Source organism: Lysinibacillus sphaericus, from assembly GCF_000600105.1.
Classification (GTDB): Bacteria; Bacillota; Bacilli; order Bacillales_A; family Planococcaceae; genus Lysinibacillus; species Lysinibacillus sphaericus.
The window spans coordinates 2759566-2780817 of the sequence record NZ_CP006837.1 but is presented as its reverse complement, the minus strand read 5'-3'; the positions used below and the strand labels follow the sequence as shown (position 1 = coordinate 2780817).

Annotated in this window: 22 protein-coding genes; 20 read left to right on the top strand and 2 right to left on the bottom strand. The window is 40.7% G+C overall.

The annotated features are described in order from the left end of the window. Positions 1–6: 6 nt before the first annotated feature. The 20 genes from T479_RS13275 (at position 7) to T479_RS13180 (ending at position 19029) form a co-directional block, all read left to right on the top strand. Complete coding sequence (locus T479_RS13275) at positions 7–666, top strand: precorrin-8X methylmutase (RefSeq protein ID WP_024361109.1); 660 nt, start codon at positions 7–9, stop codon at positions 664–666. Next, positions 666–1799: a cobalt-precorrin-5B (C(1))-methyltransferase gene (locus T479_RS13270; protein WP_025219889.1), complete on the top strand. Its 1134-nt coding sequence runs from the start codon at positions 666–668 to the stop codon at positions 1797–1799. Before T479_RS13275 ends, T479_RS13270 begins: the two co-directional genes overlap by 1 nt. After that, on the top strand, positions 1756–2976 hold the full coding sequence (gene cbiE, locus T479_RS13265; RefSeq protein ID WP_081769907.1) for a precorrin-6y C5,15-methyltransferase (decarboxylating) subunit CbiE: 1221 nt from the start codon (positions 1756–1758) through the stop codon (positions 2974–2976). Before T479_RS13270 ends, cbiE begins: the two co-directional genes overlap by 44 nt. Beyond that, positions 2969–3676, top strand: coding sequence for a precorrin-2 C(20)-methyltransferase (cobI, locus tag T479_RS13260; RefSeq protein ID WP_024361106.1), 708 nt, complete (start codon positions 2969–2971; stop codon positions 3674–3676). The genes cbiE and cobI overlap by 8 nt, the downstream gene beginning before the upstream one ends. Beyond that, complete coding sequence (cobM, locus tag T479_RS13255; RefSeq protein ID WP_024361105.1) at positions 3676–4461, top strand: precorrin-4 C(11)-methyltransferase; 786 nt, start codon at positions 3676–3678, stop codon at positions 4459–4461. Before cobI ends, cobM begins: the two co-directional genes overlap by 1 nt. Then, positions 4454–5575, top strand: coding sequence for a cobalt-precorrin 5A hydrolase (locus T479_RS13250; protein ID WP_024361104.1), 1122 nt, complete (start codon positions 4454–4456; stop codon positions 5573–5575). The genes cobM and T479_RS13250 overlap by 8 nt, the downstream gene beginning before the upstream one ends. A gap of 11 nt (positions 5576–5586) precedes the next feature. Beyond that, on the top strand, positions 5587–6954 hold the full coding sequence (locus tag T479_RS13245) for a cobyrinic acid a,c-diamide synthase CobB (protein WP_024361103.1): 1368 nt from the start codon (positions 5587–5589) through the stop codon (positions 6952–6954). After that, positions 6947–7585, top strand: a complete 639-nt coding sequence (locus tag T479_RS13240; protein WP_025219887.1) for a precorrin-2 dehydrogenase/sirohydrochlorin ferrochelatase family protein — start codon at positions 6947–6949, stop codon at positions 7583–7585. Before T479_RS13245 ends, T479_RS13240 begins: the two co-directional genes overlap by 8 nt. Further along, positions 7582–8349, top strand: a complete 768-nt coding sequence (gene cobA / locus T479_RS13235; RefSeq protein ID WP_024361101.1) for a uroporphyrinogen-III C-methyltransferase — start codon at positions 7582–7584, stop codon at positions 8347–8349. The genes T479_RS13240 and cobA overlap by 4 nt, the downstream gene beginning before the upstream one ends. A 52-nt stretch (positions 8350–8401) precedes the next feature. Then, positions 8402–8962: a nitroreductase family protein gene (locus T479_RS13230; RefSeq protein WP_024361100.1), complete on the top strand. Its 561-nt coding sequence runs from the start codon at positions 8402–8404 to the stop codon at positions 8960–8962. 14 nt (positions 8963–8976) lie between these two features. After that, positions 8977–9513 carry a cob(I)yrinic acid a,c-diamide adenosyltransferase gene (locus T479_RS13225; protein ID WP_024361099.1) on the top strand — a complete coding sequence of 179 codons (537 nt, stop codon included), beginning with the start codon at positions 8977–8979 and terminating at the stop codon, positions 9511–9513. Between the two features lie 80 nt (positions 9514–9593). After that, positions 9594–11093 (top strand): cobyric acid synthase, encoded by a 1500-nt coding sequence (locus tag T479_RS13220; protein ID WP_025219886.1) that lies wholly within the window; start codon positions 9594–9596, stop codon positions 11091–11093. Next, a complete protein-coding gene (locus tag T479_RS13215) occupies positions 11090–11926 on the top strand; it encodes a class I SAM-dependent methyltransferase (RefSeq protein WP_025219885.1) in 837 nt (278 codons plus the stop codon). The genes T479_RS13220 and T479_RS13215 overlap by 4 nt, the downstream gene beginning before the upstream one ends. A gap of 97 nt (positions 11927–12023) precedes the next feature. After that, on the top strand, positions 12024–12959 hold the full coding sequence (gene rnz / locus T479_RS13210; protein ID WP_025219884.1) for a ribonuclease Z: 936 nt from the start codon (positions 12024–12026) through the stop codon (positions 12957–12959). A gap of 354 nt (positions 12960–13313) precedes the next feature. Continuing rightward, a complete protein-coding gene (locus T479_RS13205; RefSeq protein WP_025219883.1) occupies positions 13314–15308 on the top strand; it encodes a methyl-accepting chemotaxis protein in 1995 nt (664 codons plus the stop codon). A 97-nt stretch (positions 15309–15405) separates the two neighbouring features. After that, positions 15406–15636, top strand: a complete 231-nt coding sequence (locus T479_RS13200) for a hypothetical protein (protein ID WP_024361094.1) — start codon at positions 15406–15408, stop codon at positions 15634–15636. Between the two features lie 168 nt (positions 15637–15804). After that, positions 15805–16425, top strand: a complete 621-nt coding sequence (gene cdaS / locus T479_RS13195) for a sporulation-specific diadenylate cyclase CdaS (protein WP_024361093.1) — start codon at positions 15805–15807, stop codon at positions 16423–16425. 95 nt (positions 16426–16520) lie between these two features. Further along, positions 16521–16964: a MarR family winged helix-turn-helix transcriptional regulator gene (locus T479_RS13190; RefSeq protein WP_024361092.1), complete on the top strand. Its 444-nt coding sequence runs from the start codon at positions 16521–16523 to the stop codon at positions 16962–16964. A 54-nt stretch (positions 16965–17018) separates the two neighbouring features. After that, entirely contained in the window at positions 17019–17960 is a 942-nt protein-coding gene (locus tag T479_RS13185; RefSeq protein ID WP_024361091.1) for a ring-cleaving dioxygenase, read from the top strand. 13 nt (positions 17961–17973) lie between these two features. Further along, complete coding sequence (locus T479_RS13180) at positions 17974–19029, top strand: LLM class flavin-dependent oxidoreductase (RefSeq protein WP_024361090.1); 1056 nt, start codon at positions 17974–17976, stop codon at positions 19027–19029. Positions 19030–19165: 136 nt separating this feature from the next. Here T479_RS13180 and namA read toward each other — a convergent pair whose 3' ends face one another. Together namA and proC are read right to left on the bottom strand one after the other, a co-directional pair. After that, entirely contained in the window at positions 19166–20176 is a 1011-nt protein-coding gene (namA, locus tag T479_RS13175; protein WP_025219882.1) for an NADPH dehydrogenase NamA, read from the bottom strand. A 45-nt stretch (positions 20177–20221) separates the two neighbouring features. Then, on the bottom strand, positions 20222–21028 hold the full coding sequence (proC, locus tag T479_RS13170; RefSeq protein WP_024361088.1) for a pyrroline-5-carboxylate reductase: 807 nt from the start codon (positions 21026–21028) through the stop codon (positions 20222–20224). Positions 21029–21252 lie beyond the last annotated feature (224 nt).

The following is a 21252-nucleotide window of genomic DNA, read 5'->3' as shown; positions in this document are numbered from 1 at the left end:
ATTTAAATGGACTTCAAAACAGATTTTAAACCATTAACAGTAGACCCAGATAAAATTTATGATTATAGTTTCTCAATTATTGCAGAGGAAATGGGCGAACATGATTTTTCAGAGGATGAGTGGAAAGTTGTCCGCCGCATAATCCATGCTTCGGCAGACTTTGAATTAGGACGTAGTGTAATTATTACACCAGGAGCGATTGAAGCAGGGATTAAGTCAATTCTTGCAGGACGTCATGTTATTGCAGATGTGCAAATGATAGAAAGTGGTTCAGGTAAAAAACGTTTCCAAAAACATGGCGGAGATTTACACTGCTATATCGCAGATGAAGATGTGTCGATTGAAGCGAAAAAACAAAATACAACACGCGCTATTATCTCGATGCAAAAAGCGTCAAAATTACACGAAGGTGGTATTTATGCGATTGGGAATGCCCCAACTGCTTTACTAGAATTAATTCGACTAATCAAAGAAGGTTTAGCAAAGCCAGATTTAATTATTGGTATGCCAGTAGGCTTTGTTTCAGCAGCGGAGTCGAAAGAAGAGTTATTGAAAATAGAAGGTATTCCATATATTACAAATGTTGGGCGTAAAGGCGGTAGTACAGTGACGGTTGCTGCATTAAATGCCATTTCATTATTAGCGGACGAACAGGCGAAAAAATAATGGAGCGGAAGCCAAAAAAGGATCCTAAAGACATGCGTCACGGTTATACAACAGGAGCCTGTGCAACAGCCGTTACGAAGGCCGCTTTGCTAGCACTTATTACGAATGAAGAACAAGAAACGAGTACGATTCATCTGCCAATAGGGCGAGATGCAACGTTTACGATAGAAAAATGTACGTTCGGTCATAACGAAGTAAGTTGCGAAACAATAAAGGATGCTGGTGATGACCCAGATGCAACACATAAAGCCCTCATTATTGGTACGGTAAGTTGGGCTGATACACCAGGGATTCATTTAGATGGGGGTATTGGGGTCGGGCGAGTAACAAAGCCCGGCTTGCCCGTTGCTGTTGGAGAAGCCGCCATCAATCCTGTACCTCGTAAGATGATACATAGTACCGTGCAAGATGTGCTAGATGATTTTCAAATTACACGCGGCGTTAATGTAGTTATTTCTGTACCAGATGGTGAGGAAATAGCGAAAAAAACATTAAATGGACGGCTCGGCATACTTGGTGGCATTTCCATTTTAGGCACAAGGGGAACCGTCGTGCCTTTTTCGAGTTCCGCTTATATGGCAAGCATTGTCCAAGCTATTAGTGTTGCAAGGGCTGCTGGCTGTGACCATGTTGTCGTGACAACAGGTGGACGTAGCGAAAAGTTTGGCATGGCTGAGTATCCTGCATTACCTGAGGAAGCATTTATTGAAATGGGTGATTTTGTCGGCTTTACGTTAAAGCATTGTAAACGGCTTGGCATTAAGCGCGTATCGCTCGTTGGCATGATGGGGAAATTTTCAAAGGTAGCGCAAGGGGTGATGATGGTGCACTCCAAAAGTGCTGCGATTGATTTTAATTTTTTAGCACAGTTAGCTACAGATATTGGGGCAGATGAAGAGACTGTTGAACAAGTTAGAGCAGCGAATACCGCCTCTCAAGTTGGTGAAATGATGGCGGATAAAGGTTATGATGCATTCTTTCATCATTTATGTGAAGCGTGTTGTTATTCATCATTACACCATATTAGAGGTGGCTTGACGCTCTCTACATCGATTTATTCGATGCAGGGACAATTACTAGGAAGGGCTGATGACATTGCATCAATCGATGAAATTGATTGGGATCGGGGATAACGGACAGGAAAGTTTACTTCCTCAGTATAGAAAGTGGATTACAGACTGTGAAGTGCTCGTTGGTGGTGAGCGTGTCCTTGATTTTTTCCCAAGCTTTGCAGGCGAAAAAATCGTCATTAAGGGTGGTCTTTCATCGCTCGTTGAAAGACTATCTCAAGAAACGAGAAAGACCGTTATTTTAGCGTCGGGGGATCCACTTTTTTACGGTATCGGTGGCTATTTAGCAAAAAAGCTTACGATTGAAGTGTATCCATATATGAGTTCCGTACAGCTTGCCTTTTCAAAAATGGGTGAGAGCTGGCAGGATGCCTATGTAACAAGTATTCATGGGCGCCCAATAAAAGGTCTGGCACAACGTATTGATGGTAAAAAGAAAGTGGCATTGCTGACTGATGCTGATAATAATCCAAATGTGCTTGCACGTTATTTAAAGCATTTTGGCATGACGGAATACCGTGCTTTTGTTGCAGAAAATTTACAAGGTGCTGAAGAAAAATATGGCTGGTACTCTCTTGATGAATTAGAAGAAGCAAAGTTTTCCCCGCTAAATGTCGTGATTTTACAGCAAACATCAGCTCCAAAGCGCTATGCACTTGGCATTGATGATGAAGCGTTTTCCCAACGTAAGCCGGACAAAGGACTTATTACGAAAAAGGAAATCCGTGTATTAAGTTTGCAAGCAATGCAACTTCAAAAGGACAGTACGATTTGGGATGTAGGTACGTGCACAGGTTCCATGGCCATTGAAGCAGGAAAACTTGCACCAGAAGGACAAGTTTTCGCTGTGGAAAAAAATGCACCTGATTTAGAAAACTGTCTGCAAAATCAACAAAAATTCCGTGTTGATATAACAGCTATTCATAGTAAAGCGCCAGCTGGACTAGAACAATTCCCAGATCCAGATGCCATTTTTATCGGCGGTACAGGCGGGGAAATGGTCGAGCTATTACAGTTGTGTTGTACCCGTTTAAAGCCAAATGGTCGCATTGTCTTAAATGCGGCAACTATTGAAAATTTATATAAAGCAGTCGAGGCGTTTAAGACATGTGGCTTTGCAGTGGAAATTTTACAGGCACAACTTGCGCGTAGTAAACCAATTTTAGATATGACGCGCTTTGTCCCATTAAACCCAATTTATATTATTTCGGCATATCGAAAGGAAGAAAATCATGAGTAATCTTGGCATTTTATATGGCTTAGGCGTTGGTCCTGGCGATCCAGAATTAATTACAGTAAAGGCATTCCGCGTTATTCAGGAGTCGCCTGTTATTGCGTACCCTAAAAAGTTAAAAGGTAGCAAAAGTTACGCGCATCGTATTGTAGATGTTTATATCAACCCAGAGGAAAAAGATATGCTAGGTCTCGTTTTCCCCATGACAAAAGATGAAGCCGTCTTAGAGCGTGAATGGACGAAGTCTGTTGAACTGGTCTATGGTAAATTGCAAGAAGGGAAGGACGTAGCGTTTGTGACAGAAGGGGACCCTCTGCTATATAGTACGTTTATCCATATGATGAAGCTTATGCAGGACATGCATCCAGATGTAGAAATTCGCACTGTACCGGGCATTTCTTCATTCAACGGTTCTGCGTCTCGTTTAGGCATTGCCCTTGCTGATGGAGATGATCGAGTTGCCATTATACCAGCCCATGATAATTATGAAGCGATGCGTGAAGCGATAGAAAGCCATGATGCTGTCGTATTTATAAAAGTAGCAAAAGTAATTGATTTAATGTTAGAAGTACTGCGTGATTTAGATTTACTTGATAAAGCTTCCGTTGTCACAAAGGTAACATCTGATGAGGAAATTATTTGGGATGTACGTGAACTAGACGGTGTTGATTTAGAATATTTAACGTTAATGGTGGTGCGTAAATAATGAAAAAAATATATATTGTCGGTGCAGGCCCAGGGGACCCCGATTTAATAACTGTCAAGGGTTTACATATGCTACAAACAGCGGACGTTGTGATGTATACAGATTCATTAGTAAATGAAGACCTGATCGCAAAAGCAAAGCCAGATGCGGAAGTAATTCGAACAGCCGGCATGCATTTAGAAGAAATGGTTGCCGTCATGGTTGAGCGTGTCAATGCAGGGAAAGTAGTCGCGCGTATGCATACAGGTGATCCAGCGATGTATGGTGCCATTATGGAGCAAGTTGCATTATTAAAGAAGGAAGGAATTGGCTACGAAGTGATTCCGGGGGTTAGTTCGGTATTTGCTTCAGCCGCAGCGATTGGTGCCGAGTTAACGATTCCTGATTTAACACAAACGCTTATTTTAACACGTGCAGAAGGACGTACTCCTGTACCAGAGTTTGAAAAGCTACGAGATCTTGCTAGCCATCATTGTACAATTGCGCTGTTCTTAAGTGCCACGCTAACAAAAAAAATCGTCAAAGAATTGCAAAGTGCTGGATGGGCTGATCATACACCGGTTGCGGTTATTCAACGTGCCACATGGCCAGATCAAAAAATTGTCCGTACGACATTAGTTGAGCTAGATGAGGCAATGCGTGTCAATGGTATTCGCAAGCATGCCATGATTTTAGCAGGATGGGCATTAGACCCGGATATTCATGATAAGGATGAGTACCGTTCGAAATTATATGATGCGACCTTTACACATGGCTTCCGCAAAGGTGTGAAGACAAGTGATTGAATTACAAGAAGGTATGCTACCTGAAGTGGAGCAGCGCAATCCCTATGCAGTGGTTGCCATTACCAAGCATGGTGTGCAAATCGGACGCAAACTACAGCAGACTTTTGCAGCAAGCGATTTATATTATATGAGTAAGTTTGAACAGGGCGACGAAGATGAAAAGCATATTCAGCTTTTTACTGGAACGGTTCGTTTATTACTGCCAACACTTTTTAAACAGTATAAAGGCTTAATATTAATTATTTCACTTGGTGCGGTTGTGCGCATGATTGCACCTATTTTACAAGATAAGAAGACTGACCCAGGTGTTGTAGTGATTGATGATAGAGGCGAGAATGTCATTAGTGTGTTATCGGGCCATTTAGGTGGCGCCAATGAGCTAACACATGAAGTGGCAGCGGCACTAGGAGCAAATCCTATTATCACAACAGCTTCTGACGTTCAAAAAACAATTCCCGTTGATTTATTTGGGGCACGTTTTGGCTGGGTATGGGACAGTGCTGATAAATTAACACCAGTTAGTGCCTCAGTCGTTAATGAAGAACATGTGGCGATTGTACAGGAAACGGGTGAACGTGATTGGTGGATGCGTGATACGCCAATGCCGGAACAAATAAAAATTTATCCTTCAACACAAGCGGCAATTTTAGCGCAACCGCATGCTACGCTATTGATTACCGACCGACTCATTGAACAAGAGGAAGAAGTGCTGTTAGAGAATGGTGTTATTTATCGACCAAAATCAGTTGTCCTTGGTATGGGTTGTAACCGTGGGACGTCTGTTGAGGAAATTGAACAGCTGATTGATGAAACACTAGCTGAATTAAAGCTATCGAAAAAAAGTGTCAAAGCATTGTGTACAATTGATTTGAAGAAAGATGAAACGTGCTTTATTGAACTAACGAAAAAGTATGATTGGGAGTTCGTAACATATACGCCAGCACAATTAAATGAAATAAATTTTCCATCACCCTCTGAAACGGTCTTTAAATATACAGGGGCTTATGGCGTAAGTGAACCAGCTGCGATGCGTTATGCACAGGTGGAATCGCTCGTATTAACTAAGAAAAAATCAGGCAATGCTACGATTTCAGTAGCAAGATTAGTATTTTAAGGAGGGGGCTTATGCAAACAAATCGCTTTGTACTTGCAGGGACAGGTAGTGGTGTTGGTAAGACAACATTCACGATAGGACTGATGAAAGCATTGCAAGAAAAAGGCAATGTCGTGCAAGGGTTTAAATGTGGTCCAGATTATATTGACCCTAGTTATCATACAGCGGTAACAGGACGAGTATCACGGAATATTGATAGCTGGATGTTTTCGCATGATGCAGTCCGAGATATTGTTGCACGTGCAAGCAAAGATGCAGACGTCTCAATTATTGAAGGGGTGATGGGCTTTTACGATGGTAAAAGTCCATTATCGGATGAAGGTTCGGCAGCAGAAATCAGTGTCGTTACAGAAAGCCCTGTGATTTTAATCGTCAATTGCGCAAGTATGGCTCGCAGTGTAGCTGCTGTAGTCAAGGGCTTTCAGCTTCTATCTGACAAGCCTACTATTGTTGGCGTTATTGCCAATCAAGTAGGTAGTGTCGGTCACTATGAAATTGCCAAAGCTGCGATTGAGCAAGAATGTGGTATTCCTGTTATCGGCTATTTAAAGCGAGAAACAGGCATTGACATTCCAAGTCGTCATTTAGGGCTTATTCCAGCGATTGAACGAGGTGAGCTTGATACATTTTTTGACAAGCTAGGTGCTTTAATGGCAGAGACGATTGATTTGGATTTATTGTTAGCTTTAACAAAGGCACCTGTCCTACAAGAGACAGGTCAGCTATTTGCGGCACAGCCATCAAAAAATATTTGTATTGCTGTTGCAAAAGATGCGGCATTCAACTTCTATTACGAAGAAAATTTAGCATTATTACGAGCAAAAGGAGCCACTTTGCAATTTTTCTCACCACTTGCTAATGAACCTGTTCCTGCTGAAGCAGATGGTCTTTATATTGGTGGGGGGTTCCCAGAGGAATTTGCCGATATACTTGCAAAAAATACGGTCGTAAAACATTCCATTCGTGAGGCAATTGCAAAAGGTTGTCCTACATTAGCTGAATGTGGAGGTTTTATGTATTTAACAGAAGCGATTACGAACAGCCAAGGTGAGCGCTATGAAATGCTAGGTGTTATTCCGGGAGAAGTAATGATGCAAACAAAGCTTGCAGCACTTGGTTATCGTGAAATTTTTGGCACTGCGTCTAACTTTTTAATCGGAAAAAATGAAGAAGCAAAGGGCCATGAATTCCATTATTCCACATACAGTGGTACACACGATACGCCCGCTTACGAAACACAAGGACGTTTTGGCAAAAAACAAGAAGGTTATCAAACAGGCAATGTAGTAGCGGGGTATACGCATTTTCATTTTGTTTCTAACCCTAAGCTAGTAGATAACTGGTTAACTGCTTGTAAGAAGGTGAAAACATATGACTAGTTATTTTCCTATCCATCTCAATATCGAATTTAAAACAGTTGTCATTGTTGGTGGTGGGCATGTAGCGACTCAAAAGGTTGCTTCCCTACTACCAGCGAAAGCAAACATTGTCGTCGTTAGTCCGACTTTACATGACACTTTAGTGCCCCTTGTCAAATCAGGCGAAATTACATGGCGTGCCAAGGAATTTGAACCACGTGATTTAGATGATGCAACGCTTATTATCGCTGCGACAAATGATACCAACGTCAACGATGCGGTACAAGAGGCAGCCCAACATTGGCAGCTCTTAAATCGCGCAGATGTGCAAGGTGAAAGTGATTTTATTACACCAGCAACTGTTCGTCGCGGTCCTTTAGTGCTGACGGTATCTACATCTGGAGCAAGCCCAGCTCTTGCACGAAAAATAAAACAAGATTTAGCTGAGCAATTCGATGCTATTTATGAAGATTATGTTTGTTTTTTACAGCAAGCTCGACTAATGGTTGCAGCCAATTTTGAAAAAGGTGAGCAAAGACGTGCAGCGTTACAAGCACTTCTTGAGCCAAACTTATTAGAATGGACACGTAATGGAGAAATTGATCGACGAGAGGCATTTTTACAACAACTATTGACGGGAGAAACGCGATGAAAGAGGGAATTGTATATTTAGTAGGAGCTGGCCCAGGAGATCCTAAGCTCATTACAGTATATGGGCTGGAATGTATTCAAAAGGCCGATGTCATTGCGTACGATCGTCTAGTGAATCCAAAATTATTAGAATTTGCGAAAAAAGATGCTGACCTTGTGTACTGTGGTAAATTGCCTGGTAAGCACCACCTTATTCAAGATGAAATTAATACATTGCTTGTTGAGAAAGCTCAAGAGGGCAAAGTTGTAACACGTTTAAAGGGTGGCGATCCTTTTGTTTTCGGCCGTGGTGCTGAAGAAGCAGAAATATTAAAAAATAATGGTATAGCCTATGAAGTAGTACCAGGTATTACGGCTGGCATTGCAGCTCCTGCTTATGCAGGTATTCCTGTGACCCATAGAGATTTTGCCACAAGCTTTGCACTTGTGACAGGTCATGGGCGCGAGCAAAAGGGGCAAGATTTTTTAAATTGGCCAGCACTCGCAACTGGAATTGATACAGTCGCTTTTTATATGAGTGTTGGAAACATTGCCTATATTTCAAAAAAGCTTATCGAAAATGGACGTCCAGCAACTACACCTGTGGCGGTTATTGAATGGGGTACTACCGAACAACAGCGCACGATAACTGGGCCACTTCACAATATTGCTAGCATTATTGAACGGGAGGGATATCATAATCCTTCTATGATTGTCGTTGGAGATGTAGTCAACGTACGTGAAAAAATACAATGGTTTGAAGAGCAAGGGCTCGCTTTTAGCTAGTCAGACAACAGAGCAGTTGACTAAAAAGACCTACTTAAAGGAGGACATCATCATGACAGTAATCGAAGCGTTAAAAAATCGTCGTGCCATTCGCAACTATACAACACAGCCAGTAGAAAAGGAAAAAATTGAACAAATTTTACAAGCAGCAACCTATGCACCGAACGACCGCATGCGTGAGCCGTGGCATTTTTATGTTTTACAAAATGATGCTATGAAGCGCTATGAGAAAATGGCAAGTACTTATTTGCAAGAACGTTTTCCAACGAAGCCTCATTTAGTGGAGAGTTCATTAAAAGTTGTGCAAACGACGCCTGTTGCCATTGTAGTGACTGCTGATATGGTGGAGAATGATGAAGATGCTACAGCAGATAATATTTTCGCTGTTTGTAGTGCCATTATGTCTATGTGGTTAGCCGCAGAGGAGCTAGGGCTAGGATTTGTGTGGCGGACACGAGGTGTTGGGCTTGTTCATGATGCACGTATGCATACATTTATCGGTGCGGACCAAAATCAAAAAGTTGTCGGTACTATTTTTATAGGTTATCCAGAAGAACAAGAGCTTAAAGATAAAAAGCGTACATCATTTGAAGAAAAAACCACTTGGCTTTAAAGGGGGTAGGGAAAATGGCTAGAAAAGGTTTGTTTTTGGTATATACAGGTGATGGCAAAGGTAAAACAACAGCTTCTCTTGGTGTAACATTGCGCGCAGTAGGGCGTGGTTTACATGTGCGTTATATGCAATTTATCAAATCACCAGAGCGTACGTATGGTGAGCAAATTGCCCTTTCCAAACTTGGCGTAGAAATGGAGCAAATGGGCATAGGCTTTACATGGACGAAAACACCAGAGGAGCACCGTGTTGCATTAGCGAAGGCATGGCAAAAAACAAAGGAAGCTTTACAAGATGACAGCATTGATTTACTTGTGTTAGATGAGCTGAACAATGCACTTGCCATTACTAAATTTCCGATTGATGATGTGCTGCCATTAGCTGAAGTGCTTGAAGCCATTGCACATCGCCCTTCTACAATGCATCTTGTCGTAACAGGACGCAGTGCTAATCCTGCTCTTGTTGCTATGGCAGATTTGGTGTCAACAATTGATGCAACGAAACATTACTATGAAGAAGGAATTCCTGCTGTCAAAGGCCTTGAATTTTAACATCAACTGGATTCATTTCGATCATATACGCATTGGGGGATAGTCTAATCTTCCTTAGTGTTGTTAGGAGGAAAATCAAAATGTCAGCAAAATCAATTATGATTCAAGGAACAGCCTCTGACGTTGGAAAAAGTATGATATGTACGGCATTATGTCGTATTTTTTCTGATGATGGGTTGAGAGTAGTGCCATTTAAATCTCAAAATATGGCGCTAAACTCATTTGTAACAGAGGATGGCGGAGAAATTGGGCGTGCACAAGGGGTTCAAGCTGAAGCGGCAAGGGTTGTGGCGACAACTGATATGAATCCGATTTTACTGAAACCAAAGCAGGATATGGTATCAGAGGTCATTGTCCACGGCAAGCATTTTTTAAATATGGATGCGAAAAGCTATCGCAATCAATTTGTCCAAGAAGCCATGCCAATTGTAGAGCAGTCGGTTCGTACGTTACAAAATACATATGATGTTATTGTATTAGAAGGTGCCGGTAGCCCAGCTGAAATTAATTTAAAGGATCGCGATATCGCCAATATGCGCATGGCTCATTTAGCCGATGCAGCCGTTGTTTTAGTTGCTGATATTGACCGCGGTGGTGTATTTGCCTCCATTATCGGGACGCTTGCATTGCTTGATGATGCAGAGCGTGCCCGTGTTAAAGGGCTGATTATTAACAAATTCCGTGGTATGCGCGAGCTATTAGATGATGGCATTGAATGGGTCGAGCGAGAAACAGGCATCCCTGTTCTAGGTGTTGTACCTTATGTTGATGTCAATATTGAAGCGGAAGATTCATTAGCACTGTCTGCCTTGCGCTTTAAAAAGCCAAAGCCTGGCGAATTTCCAGTAGACGTGGCGATGATTCGTTTACCTCGCATTTCAAATTTTACTGATATTGACCCATTTTTTGATGAGCCAGAGGTAGGGGTACGTTTAATCGGCAATGTGACAGAGTTGGGCACACCGGATTTGCTTATCCTACCGGGCACTAAAAGTACAATGGACGATTTAGCATGGCTGAAGGCACAAGGCTTTGAACAAGCAATTACAAACCTACGCGCTCGCGGAACAAAAATTATTGGCATATGCGGCGGTTTTCAAATGCTTGGTGAAGTGTTATTAGATCCAGATGCCGTAGAAGGAAATGGCGAGTCAGCGCAAGGTCTCGGCTTGTTACCGATGGAGACCGTATTTGTAGGAGATAAAAAAACCGTACAAATGTCTGGAACACGTGGGCAAGCTATTTTAACAGGCTATGAGATTCATCTTGGTCGTACAAAAATTTTACGGGATGAAGTGTCACCTTTTTTACAGCTAGCAGATGGTCGTGTAGATGGAGCAGTAAGTGCGGATGAACAAGTAATCGGTACATATTTCCACGGAATCTTCCATAATCGTACGTTTACACGTCAGCTTGTTAACGAAATGCGTACAAAAAAAGGGCTTGCTACATTACCAAGTGAAGTCAAAAGTGATGCGGAACGACGGGAAGATGCTTACAATATGCTAGCATCACATGTGCGTGCCAATTTAGATATGGAAAAAATATATGATATGTTAAAAATTGAGGTAAATGGATGACAAGAAAAGGACCATTAGCTATTAATTATGAAGCATTATGGCAAGAAGGTATGAAGGATTGGCAAGGACAAATGCCAGAGCGGATGGTGAACGATCAATTAGAGGAACAATTTTGGTCTCAATCGATCGCCCGCAAAAAATCGGGGCAAACGGATCCTTATGCAGCACTTATTTTTGAAGCAATGAAGCAACATATTCGTCCAGAACATTCAGTGATTGAAATTGGACCAGGGTGGGGCAATTATACATTCCCGCTTGCAGATTATGTACGAGAGTTAACGTGTGTAGATAGCTCAGACAGCATCCTTGATTATTTACAACAATGTTTACAAGAAAACAAGCATATTTCCTATGTCCATGCGAAGTGGGAGAAACTTGAAGAAAATGAGCTGACAGCACATGACATTGTGCTTGGTGTAAACTGTTTTTATCGTATGTACGAAATTAAATCGGCATTATATCACATGAATCGGTTGGCTAAAAAGCGAGCAATTATTGGCATGACTACTGGTCCAATTCAACCACACTATGAAGTATTACATGAGAAATATGGTTATGATATTAAATATCCCCGAAGAGATTATATTGAATTTTTAAATTTATTGTATGAAATGGATATTTATGCAGAATGTACAATTATTCCTTTGGAGCGTACGTATGAATATGAAACGTATGACCAGCTTGTGACAACGCAAAGTAAAAAAATATTAAGTACAGACTTTAACCGCTCGCATGTTGAGGACTCACTTGCTCCATTTATAGAAGAAAAAAATGGGCGTTATTACTACCGTCATGATTTCCACGCAGCACTTGTATCATGGCAACCGAAATAATAAGAAAAACCTTTGGCGATTGCTTTCACCAAAGGTTTTTCTTATGTTTCGCAATAAGGTACAATAGAACAACAGAAAAAGAATTGAGGTGGCAGTTATGCAACTACATTTTTTAGGAACAGGAGCAGGCATGCCTTCGAAGGAGCGCAATACGAGCGCATTAATGGTTAAGCTATTAGAGGAAAACGGTGAAATGTGGCTTTTTGATTGTGGCGAGGCGACCCAGCATCAAATTTTGCATACGTCTTTAAAGCCACGTAAAGTGACAAAAATTTTCATTACCCATTTACATGGCGACCATATATTTGGTTTACCTGGATTTTTGAGCTCACGTTCATTTCAAGGTGGAGATGAGCCGTTGACCATTTATGGCCCAGCCGGCTTACAACAATGGGTAGAGCAGACATTTGCTTTATCAAAAACCCATTTAACGTATCCATTGCAATTTGTAGAAGTACATGAAGGCGTCATTTACGAAGATGATAAATTTACGGTGCGTGCAAGTGAATTACGCCATGTCGTGCCCTGTTTTGGTTACCGTATAGAGCAAAAGGATTTACCTGGTGAGTTACTGATGGACAAAGTCCAATCCTACGGCGTACCGAAAGGACCATTGCTTGGACAGTTAAAGAAAGGACAAGATATTGCACTTGATAATGGCACCATTATTCAAGCAAAGGATGTTGTTGCACCTCCGAAAAAAGGCTTTACGCTTGCGATTTTGGGGGATACAAAATATTGTGAACAAGCCATTTCCTTGGCTGAACAAGCAGATGTTGTTGTGCATGAGGCGACATTTGATGGGAGTACTACGGATTTAGCTGCGAGCTATGGTCACGCTACCAATGTAGAAGCAGCGATGGTAGCAAGTAAAGCTGGTGCGAAATATTTACTTCTGAACCATTTAAGTGCACGTTTTTTACCACATGATTTACCAATTTTTTTAGCCCAAGCACAAGCCATTTTCCCACAAACCTTCCTTACATCGGACCAAGCGGTTTTTTATTGGAGTAATAATAATTTGTTATTTTAGTATAATTATATGCATTGGATGAAAAGTAATTATTTTGAAATTGAAACACCTATTTTAATGAGCCTTCATTAAAATAGGTGTTTTTCTATTGGGTCTATAAGTCTAGAAAAAGTCGTGGACAGAAAAAGTAAACTTCTAAAATAACTTATTTTTTTACAATAAATATGAGAAAAAGATCATTCTATTGGTATTTTTCTAGCAACTTTATAGATAGGTAATTTTTTATTACAAATTAATGACAATTTCATCGTTAGAATAAATTTATTATTTAAAATTATGAAAAATTACATTAAATGTAGGGAAATGATGTTGTATGATGAAATGGAAACAATCCTACTTTAGGGGGAATAGTCAATGGGGAAATCAATGAAATGGAAAATGATGCTGGAAATTATGGCCATCGTGGTGTTAATAATTGGCGCATTTTCTGTTTACATTTTTCAGGCGACCTATAAAAGCGTCAAGAGTAATGGTGAGGCACTCGCTAGCTCAATTGTTATGGGCATGGAAGGGGCTATTCAATCCAGAGCAAAAGCAGAAGAAATTATGGAGAAGGAAATGATTGCGGAATCTGTGATGGCTTCGTACATTATTGACAAAGGTGCTACATATGAAGATTTAAAAGAAATCGCTGAACGAGGCGGGATTGACGAAATTTGGAGTACCGATGATAAAGGGAATACGGCAGTGACATCGGTAGCACCATATATTGATTTTAATTTTGGTTCCGATCCAAATGGACAAGCTGCTGAATATATGCAGCTATTAGATGGTCGCGCTACACAAATTGTGCAAAAAGCACAGATTCGCGACGTGGATAGCGAATTTTTTAAATTTGTTGGTGTTAATAGTTGGAATCCAGCTACACCGCAAATTATCCAAGTAGCAAGACACGGTCAACAACTGTTAGATTTAGAAGCTAGTATTGGCAGTGAATATTACATAAATGAACTAAACAAATATTTATCTAAAACGGTCCTTTTTGCAGCAGTTGTAAATGAACAAGGAGAGCCCATTGTTGCAACAACGGATAAAAATTTAACTAAGATTGGCTTTACGAAAGCGCAATTTACTTCGGCAAAAAATACTGAATTTTCTGGGCGTTATGATGGGAAACGTGTTACACAATATGTAAAGCCTTTATCAAATGGTACCTCTTTAGCAATTATTGTGTCGAATGAAGTGTTGTCGAATATACTATTGGGGACAATTATTGCCTCCATAATAGTCGTATGTGTTATATTCCTCATCACAGGCTTTTCAATTAATCGACAAGTTTCTCGCATTTTAAAAGTGCGTAATTCACTAGAGGATATTAGCAAAGGAGAGGCAGATTTAACGAAGCGGATTGATGTAAGTTCGAACGACGAGATTGGTCAATTGGTTACATCTTTTAATGGGATGATGGACAACTTCCAACACATTATGAGAGATTTAAAACAGGATGCTACGCAAATAAAAGAGGCGACGTACATTATTCATGGAAATGCCCATCAAACTTTGGATTCAGCGCACAATATTCAAGATGAATCGCATCAAGTTGCACAAGCTTCATTTGGGCAATTAAAAAATACAGAAGATAGCGCCCAATCTATGGAAGAATTAGCGCGTAGTATTCAGCATATTTCTGATTCGATTGCAGAAATTTCTACGATTTCTCGTAACACCGAAGAAAATGCCAATAATGGTTTGCACATTATGAATCGCTTGCAAAATCAATTGGAAGATGTTCATCAAAAAACAGATCTTTCAGTTGCGAGTATGCAGGAATTAGAAAAACTATCTGCAATGATTGGTGAATTTACGAATGTTATAACAGGTATTTCTGATCAAACGAATTTGCTAGCACTAAATGCATCAATCGAGGCAGCTCGTGCCGGTGAGGCTGGTAAAGGCTTTGCCGTTGTTGCGGAGGAAGTGCGTAAATTAGCAGAGGAATCGAAAGTTGCTGCAGATCGCATTTCACATGTTGTGATGAATGTCCAAAAAGAAACGACGAATATAGTATCTACTATCTATACAACAGCAGATGTTTTACATGCAGGTCACGCCATTGCAAGTGAGGCTCGACAATCCTTTGAAGGCATCCATAATGATGTGCAAGTGTTAGCTGAGCAAGTAGATTTAGTTTCTAGTTCAACGGAAGAAATTGCCGCGAGTACGGAAGAAGTAACCGCTACAATGGAAGATGTTTCATTATTAGCCAAGCAGACATCCGCTAGTGTAGATGCGGTTGCACAAAAAGCGCAAAATCAAGCAACGAGCATGAATGAGATGACGGCGATTATCGATATGCTAAATGGGACAGCAGAAAAACTAGAACAATCTGCTGGAAAGTATAAAGTATAATCGTTGACGTCGTATAATGAGTAGCGTGTCTTATTATAGAAATATAGTGCGTTTAATAGATGATTTCCGTATAATTAAGTAAAAAGGGAGTGGTTGAATGGATCAACAAAAGATGCCACCAGCTGTTTTACGTTTACTTGTTATCTTTCCCAACGTATTAAGCTATTTATTACTAGGCGGACTTATTATCTATGTTATTTCAAATTATGAAGTGTTAAAAACAACTGAAAGCTTGAAAGTATGGCTAATTCTTATTGCAGTTCTTGCCCCTGCAGCGGCCTATACAACTTTTAGCATTATAAAAAAAATTCGTGCTGGTCATATGTAGCAGTTATGACAACGCGTTGCATTTTTTGGATTATCAAAAAATGCAGCGTGTTTTTTTATTAGGCTTTCAAAAATGGTAAAATGAGCGAAATACGAATAAAAAATTCCCTTCAAGGAAAACTAATAGGACGAAGTGGTGAATCATTATGTAGAAAAAGAGGTGTGTTACATGAAGCAATCAAACTGTGACGCTGCTCCACTAAAGCAAACAATAAAAGAAGAGCTTAAACAAGTCATTACTTCTTTACAGCAAAGTTTAGCCTCAATGGATTCTCAAGAAGATTGTCTACTGACAGATTTAGAGCAAATAAAAGGCAACTTTTTAACGATTGAAATGCAAGCGGCAACGTTTTATTTAAATTGCTATTTGTCCCCATTTACAGAAAAATACCCAGAACTATCAATTTGCGTGCAAAACATGTCAAAAAGACGACACGGTGGATTAATTGTCTTTGAAAGAAAAGACGCCGTAGATCATCTGATTAAGCCGGGAATTCATATTGGTGCAGAACTTACGCATTCTTTATTAGAATCTATTTTTTTCCCAGGTAATCCTCTCCATGACGGTGCTGTGTTAGTTAGAAGCAACCGCATTGTTTCAGCGGCCAATGTGCTTCCACTGTCAGATATTTATACCGGTGATAAAAAACTCGGTACAAGACATCGAGCTGCAATTGGTTTAAGTGAGCGTAGTGATGCCCTTATTATGGTTATATCAGAAGAAACGGGAAGAATTTCATTTGCTTTTAACGGAAGCTTACATCCGATTACGTCACATGGAATTTTATAATTAAAAAAATATCTCATATTCGAGATATTTTCCTTGCACCGTTCTCACTTGCATGGTAAAGTGAGTTTACAGTTCGAGGAAGGGAGGGCGAAGTGATGGAAAAACATACACTCGGCTCACTTACATGGTTGCGGATGATGCGCTTTACCAATCAAAGTAATCAGCTATCGAATGAATTTTTAAAGCGTTTTAACTTAACAACTGCACAGTTTGATGTGCTCATTCAAATCAAAACCTATGCACCATTAACGCAATCACAACTAGCAGAAAAGGTTACTGTGACCCAAGGTGGTATGTCACGAATGCTTGCACGCCTTGAAAAAGAGGGGCTTATAGAGCGCAAGCAAAATTGGAAGACCAAAACGATATCGCTCACGGTAAAAGGGATGGAATTGATCGATGCTGCTACGCCAAGCCAACTTCACTTTCAATCCTCATTTTTTGAAGAGGTTTTATCAGAAGAAGAAATGAAAGCTTTATATACGCTGCTGTCAAAACTAGAAAAACATAGTCGAGAAAAAAAATTACCCGAGGTGTGATTTTTTTTACTTCATCACTTGCGTAGTCAAGTGAAAACATTAGGAGGACTTTATATGCAAAAAATTAGCGGTCATCATCATATTTCAATGTTAACGAAAAATGGCAAAAAGAATAACGATTTTTACACAAAAATCCTCGGTTTACGTCGGGTGAAAAAAACAGTCAATCAAGATTCTCCTTCGATGTATCATTTATTTTATGGAGATCTTACAGGGGCAGCCGGAACAGAATTAACTTTTTTTGAAATGCCTGTAGCTGGACGTACTGTCCGTGGAACGAATGCCATTACGCGCATTGGCTTATTAGTACCTAGCTATGATAGTTTACTATATTGGAAAAAACGTTTTGAGCTATTACAAGTGGAGCACAGTGATATTACAACATATGCTGGCAAAGATGCTTTGCTTTTTGAGGATCATGAAGGCTTGCGCATGGTGCTGTTAAATCATAATGGACAAGCAATACCAGCCGAGTGGCAAGCATGGGATGGGTCTGATATTGCATCAGCGCATCGTATTTTAGGGATGGGCACAGTTGAAATGACTGTTCGTTATTTACAGCGTACAGTAAATTTATTACAAGAGCTTTTTGACTATAGCGTTGTCACGGAAGATGACATAGAAGTACGACTTCAGTCAATTGCTGGCGAAACGTTGGGTGAAATCATTGTCAAGGAGTTGGAAGGACCAAGTGAAAAACCAGGTCGAGGAAGTATTCATCATCTTGCACTGCGCGTAGCTACAGTAGAAGAACTTCAACAATGGGATGCAGTAATTAAAGCGCATGGTTTAGACAGCACAGGCGTTGTCGATCGTTATTACTTCCAGAGCCTTTATTTTAGAGACCGTAATGGCATTCTTTTTGAAATGGCAACAGATGGGCCTGGTTTTACGGTAGATTCTGCTATAGAGGATTTAGGAAGAGAACTTGATTTGCCACCATTTTTAGAAGCACAGCGCACAGAAATTGAAGCGATTTTAGAACCACTCGATTAAAGGGGAGCGTACAATGGAAAATTATCGTATCGATCAATCAGCAGGTTTAGAATTTGGACTTTATTCACTCGGAGATCATATTCCGAACCCTTTAACAGGTCATCGGATTTCAGCTCAGCAACGTATACAAGAGCTAATTGAAATGAGCCAATTAGCGGAGCAAGCTGGCATTGATGTTTTTGGCGTAGGGGAAAGTCATCAGTCGTATTTTACAACACAGGCCCATACAGTCGTGTTAGGTGCCATTGCACAAGCGACGAAAAAAATAAAAATTGCAAGTTCTGCCACCGTGTTGAGTGTATCCGATCCAGTAAGAGTCTATGAGGATTTTGCCACCATCGATTTAATTTCAGATGGACGTGCGGAAATTGTAGCAGGTCGAGGGTCGCGCGTTGGAGCCTATCATTTACTAGGTGTCAATTTACAAGACTACGAAGAAATTTTTGAGGAAAAATTAGCACTGTTAAAAAAGCTCAATGAAGAAGAACTTGTGTCATGGGAAGGGCAGTATAGAGCACCGCTTCATAATGCGCAAATTTTACCACAGCCAAAAAATGGCGCATTGCCTATTTGGCGCGCGGTTGGTGGTCCTCCTGCAAGTGCCATAAAAGCTGGCTATATGGGCATTCCAATGATGTTAACGACATTAGGTGGACCTGCTATTAACTTTAAACCTTCCGTGGATGCTTATCGTGAAGCAGCTGATCGAAGTGGTTTTGATGCAGAAAAGCTACCGATAGCAACAACAAGTTTATTTTACGTGGCTGATACATCAAAAGAAGCTTTGCAAAATATGTATCCTCACCTTAATGGAGGCTTCCAAGCAATTCGTGGGGGTGGTTATCCAAAACAACAATTTGCTGAAGCAATTGATACACGAGATGCCCTTATGGTTGGTAGTAAAGAACAAATTATTGAAAAGTTGCTTTATCAATATGAACTGTATGGCATGCAACGTTTTATGGCACAAATTGATTTTGGAGGCGTACCTTTCGATCAAATTATGAAGAATATCGAAATCATTGGCCATGACATCATACCAGCAATTAAAAAATATACAGCAAAGTAAGTTTGGGAATTGCCACTAACCTGAGCGCAATCGCCACGAAAAAGGAAGTAATCGCCACGAAAATCAGCCCAATCGCCACAAATGCCAAAAAAACGCCGATAGCTTGAAAGATTCTAAGCTATCAGCCAACTTTGTATTACCAACCACGAACATATTGCACGGGCGGTTCGATTTTTGCGCCGAGTTCTTTGGCAGCATGCAGAGGCCAGTAAGGTTCGCGCAATAAAACACGACCTAAGAAAATTAAATCAGCACGATTATTTTGCAATATTTCTTCTGCATGTTGCGCAATTGTAATTAGACCCACTGCACCAGTAGGGATATTTGCGCCAAGTTTAATCGCTTCCGCATGTGGCACTTGGTAGCCAGGGAATGGATGAATATCTGCCTGTACGACTCCGCCAGTAGAGACATCCACTAAATCTACGCCTTGCGATTTCATCCATCGACTAAAGACGATAAAGTCCTCCATTGTTGTGCCATCTTGTGCATAGTCTTCAGCAGATACACGAACGAGTAGGGGACCTTCCCAGACGCTTCGGATGGCATCAATGACTTGACGCAATAAGCGATAGCGATTTTCCTGTGAGCCACCGTATTGATCGCTACGTTTATTTGTTGCAGGTGATAAAAATTCACTAATCAAATAGCCATGTGCGCCATGAATCTCCAACACATCAAAGCCTGCTTGACGAGCGCGCACAGCTGCATTTTTAAAGGCTTCAATAACATTGTCAATATCGGCAAGTGTCATCTCACGTGGTGTTTTATAAGCATCACTAAAAGCCATCGCGGAAGGGGCAAAGATTTCACCCTCTACAGTTGCTTTACGCCCTGCATGGGCAAGCTGAATGCCCGTTTTAGCTCCGTAAGCTTGCATATTTGTTACTAATTGTTGTAACCCTTCGATATGAGCGTCATCCCAAATACCAAGGTCATTACTAGAGATGCGTCCTTCAGGTACTACTGCAGTAGCTTCCAATAGTATTAAACCAATTTGCCCAGCGGCGCGTGTTGCATAATGCACAAGATGGAATGGTGTTACAAGTCCGTCTTCCTTCGCAGAATACATACACATGGGGGCCATGACAATGCGGTTTTTTAAGGTAATCGATTGTAATTGGTATGGTTCAAATAATTTCGTCAATTCAAGCCCTCCTAATTCCTAGTTATTACCTCTATTTTGCATGGATTATTTGCTTTTTGCAAGCGCGCGAGATCGAGCTTCTGCTTCTTTAATGCATGCTTCAATCGCTGCATTAAATTGATACTGTTCAAGTGCTTTAATGCCAGCTTCTGTTGTACCACCTGGACTTGTCACTTTTTTACGAAGGACATCAGGTTCGTCAATAGATTGTTTGAGCATTTCAGCTGTACCAGCAAGCGTTTGGGTCATAAGAAGTCTGACAGTATCTTTTGACAGCCCTACTTCCATACCAACCCGTTCAAAAGCTTCCATTAGATAATAAATATAAGCAGGACCACTTCCAGAGAGTGCTGTAACGGCATGTAATTGGTCTTCCTCCACTTCAATTACAGAACCAACAGCTTCTAATAATTGTAAAAACATGGCGCGCTGTGTAGCCGATACTTGCGCATTAAATGCAATGCCACTTGCCGACATGCCAATTGTTGCAGAAGTATTAGGCATTACGCGAGCGACTGGACGTAATCCTAATTGCTCAGTAATCGTGCTAATAGCAATGCCAGCTAAAATGGATAGAATGGCCGTATGTTCAGTTATTTTGTTTTTCAGTTCAAGCATTGCCTTGATGGCATCCTTTGGTTTCATCGCCAAAATAATCAAGTCTGCTTGCTGGTATATCGCATCCTCTATGCTAGTCTGGACGCCATACGTATCGTGTAAAAACTGTAAACGTTCCTTATCTGAGCGATTGGTGACATAAATTTCGTGTGGTGTAAATACGTTCTGTTTTATCCAACCGTGCATCAATGCTTCTGCCATGGAGCCAGCACCGATAAATAAAATTTTTTTCATAGGAAAAACCTCCGATTCAAAATAAAAAAGCGCTCTCGTCCTTAAATAGAAGGACGAAAACGCTGTCGTTTCCGCGGTACCACCTTTGTTTGCCAATTCGGCACAACTCTTAGCCCTTTTATCGCAAGGGGGAACGGTTATGTTGTCATAACTGCTCAGAAGTAGGTTCTGTATTGGGAGTGGGTGATGTTACTTGCAGCAAATGTAACACTCTCTAGACACCT

Bases quoted from the DNA above. Each gene is read 5' to 3' on its own strand.
- T479_RS13270 (WP_025219889.1), top strand. From the start codon at position 666: ATGGAGCGGAAGCCAAAAAAGGATCCTAAAGACATGCGTCACGGTTAT.
- T479_RS13190 (WP_024361092.1), top strand. From the start codon at position 16,521: ATGGAAAAACATACACTCGGCTCACTTACATGGTTGCGGATGATGCGC.
- T479_RS13240 (WP_025219887.1), top strand. From the start codon at position 6,947: ATGACTAGTTATTTTCCTATCCATCTCAATATCGAATTTAAAACAGTT.
- T479_RS13225 (WP_024361099.1), top strand. From the start codon at position 8,977: ATGGCTAGAAAAGGTTTGTTTTTGGTATATACAGGTGATGGCAAAGGT.
- cdaS (WP_024361093.1), top strand. From the start codon at position 15,805: ATGAAGCAATCAAACTGTGACGCTGCTCCACTAAAGCAAACAATAAAA.
- proC (WP_024361088.1), bottom strand. From the start codon at position 21,028: ATGAAAAAAATTTTATTTATCGGTGCTGGCTCCATGGCAGAAGCATTG.
- T479_RS13275 (WP_024361109.1), top strand. From the start codon at position 7: ATGGACTTCAAAACAGATTTTAAACCATTAACAGTAGACCCAGATAAA.
- T479_RS13180 (WP_024361090.1), top strand. From the start codon at position 17,974: ATGGAAAATTATCGTATCGATCAATCAGCAGGTTTAGAATTTGGACTT.
- rnz (WP_025219884.1), top strand. From the start codon at position 12,024: ATGCAACTACATTTTTTAGGAACAGGAGCAGGCATGCCTTCGAAGGAG.
- cbiE (WP_081769907.1), top strand. From the start codon at position 1,756: ATGACATTGCATCAATCGATGAAATTGATTGGGATCGGGGATAACGGA.
- T479_RS13220 (WP_025219886.1), top strand. From the start codon at position 9,594: ATGTCAGCAAAATCAATTATGATTCAAGGAACAGCCTCTGACGTTGGA.
- T479_RS13185 (WP_024361091.1), top strand. From the start codon at position 17,019: ATGCAAAAAATTAGCGGTCATCATCATATTTCAATGTTAACGAAAAAT.
- T479_RS13200 (WP_024361094.1), top strand. From the start codon at position 15,406: ATGGATCAACAAAAGATGCCACCAGCTGTTTTACGTTTACTTGTTATC.
- T479_RS13230 (WP_024361100.1), top strand. From the start codon at position 8,402: ATGACAGTAATCGAAGCGTTAAAAAATCGTCGTGCCATTCGCAACTAT.
- T479_RS13205 (WP_025219883.1), top strand. From the start codon at position 13,314: ATGGGGAAATCAATGAAATGGAAAATGATGCTGGAAATTATGGCCATC.
- cobI (WP_024361106.1), top strand. From the start codon at position 2,969: ATGAGTAATCTTGGCATTTTATATGGCTTAGGCGTTGGTCCTGGCGAT.
- T479_RS13245 (WP_024361103.1), top strand. From the start codon at position 5,587: ATGCAAACAAATCGCTTTGTACTTGCAGGGACAGGTAGTGGTGTTGGT.
- T479_RS13215 (WP_025219885.1), top strand. From the start codon at position 11,090: ATGACAAGAAAAGGACCATTAGCTATTAATTATGAAGCATTATGGCAA.
- cobM (WP_024361105.1), top strand. From the start codon at position 3,676: ATGAAAAAAATATATATTGTCGGTGCAGGCCCAGGGGACCCCGATTTA.
- cobA (WP_024361101.1), top strand. From the start codon at position 7,582: ATGAAAGAGGGAATTGTATATTTAGTAGGAGCTGGCCCAGGAGATCCT.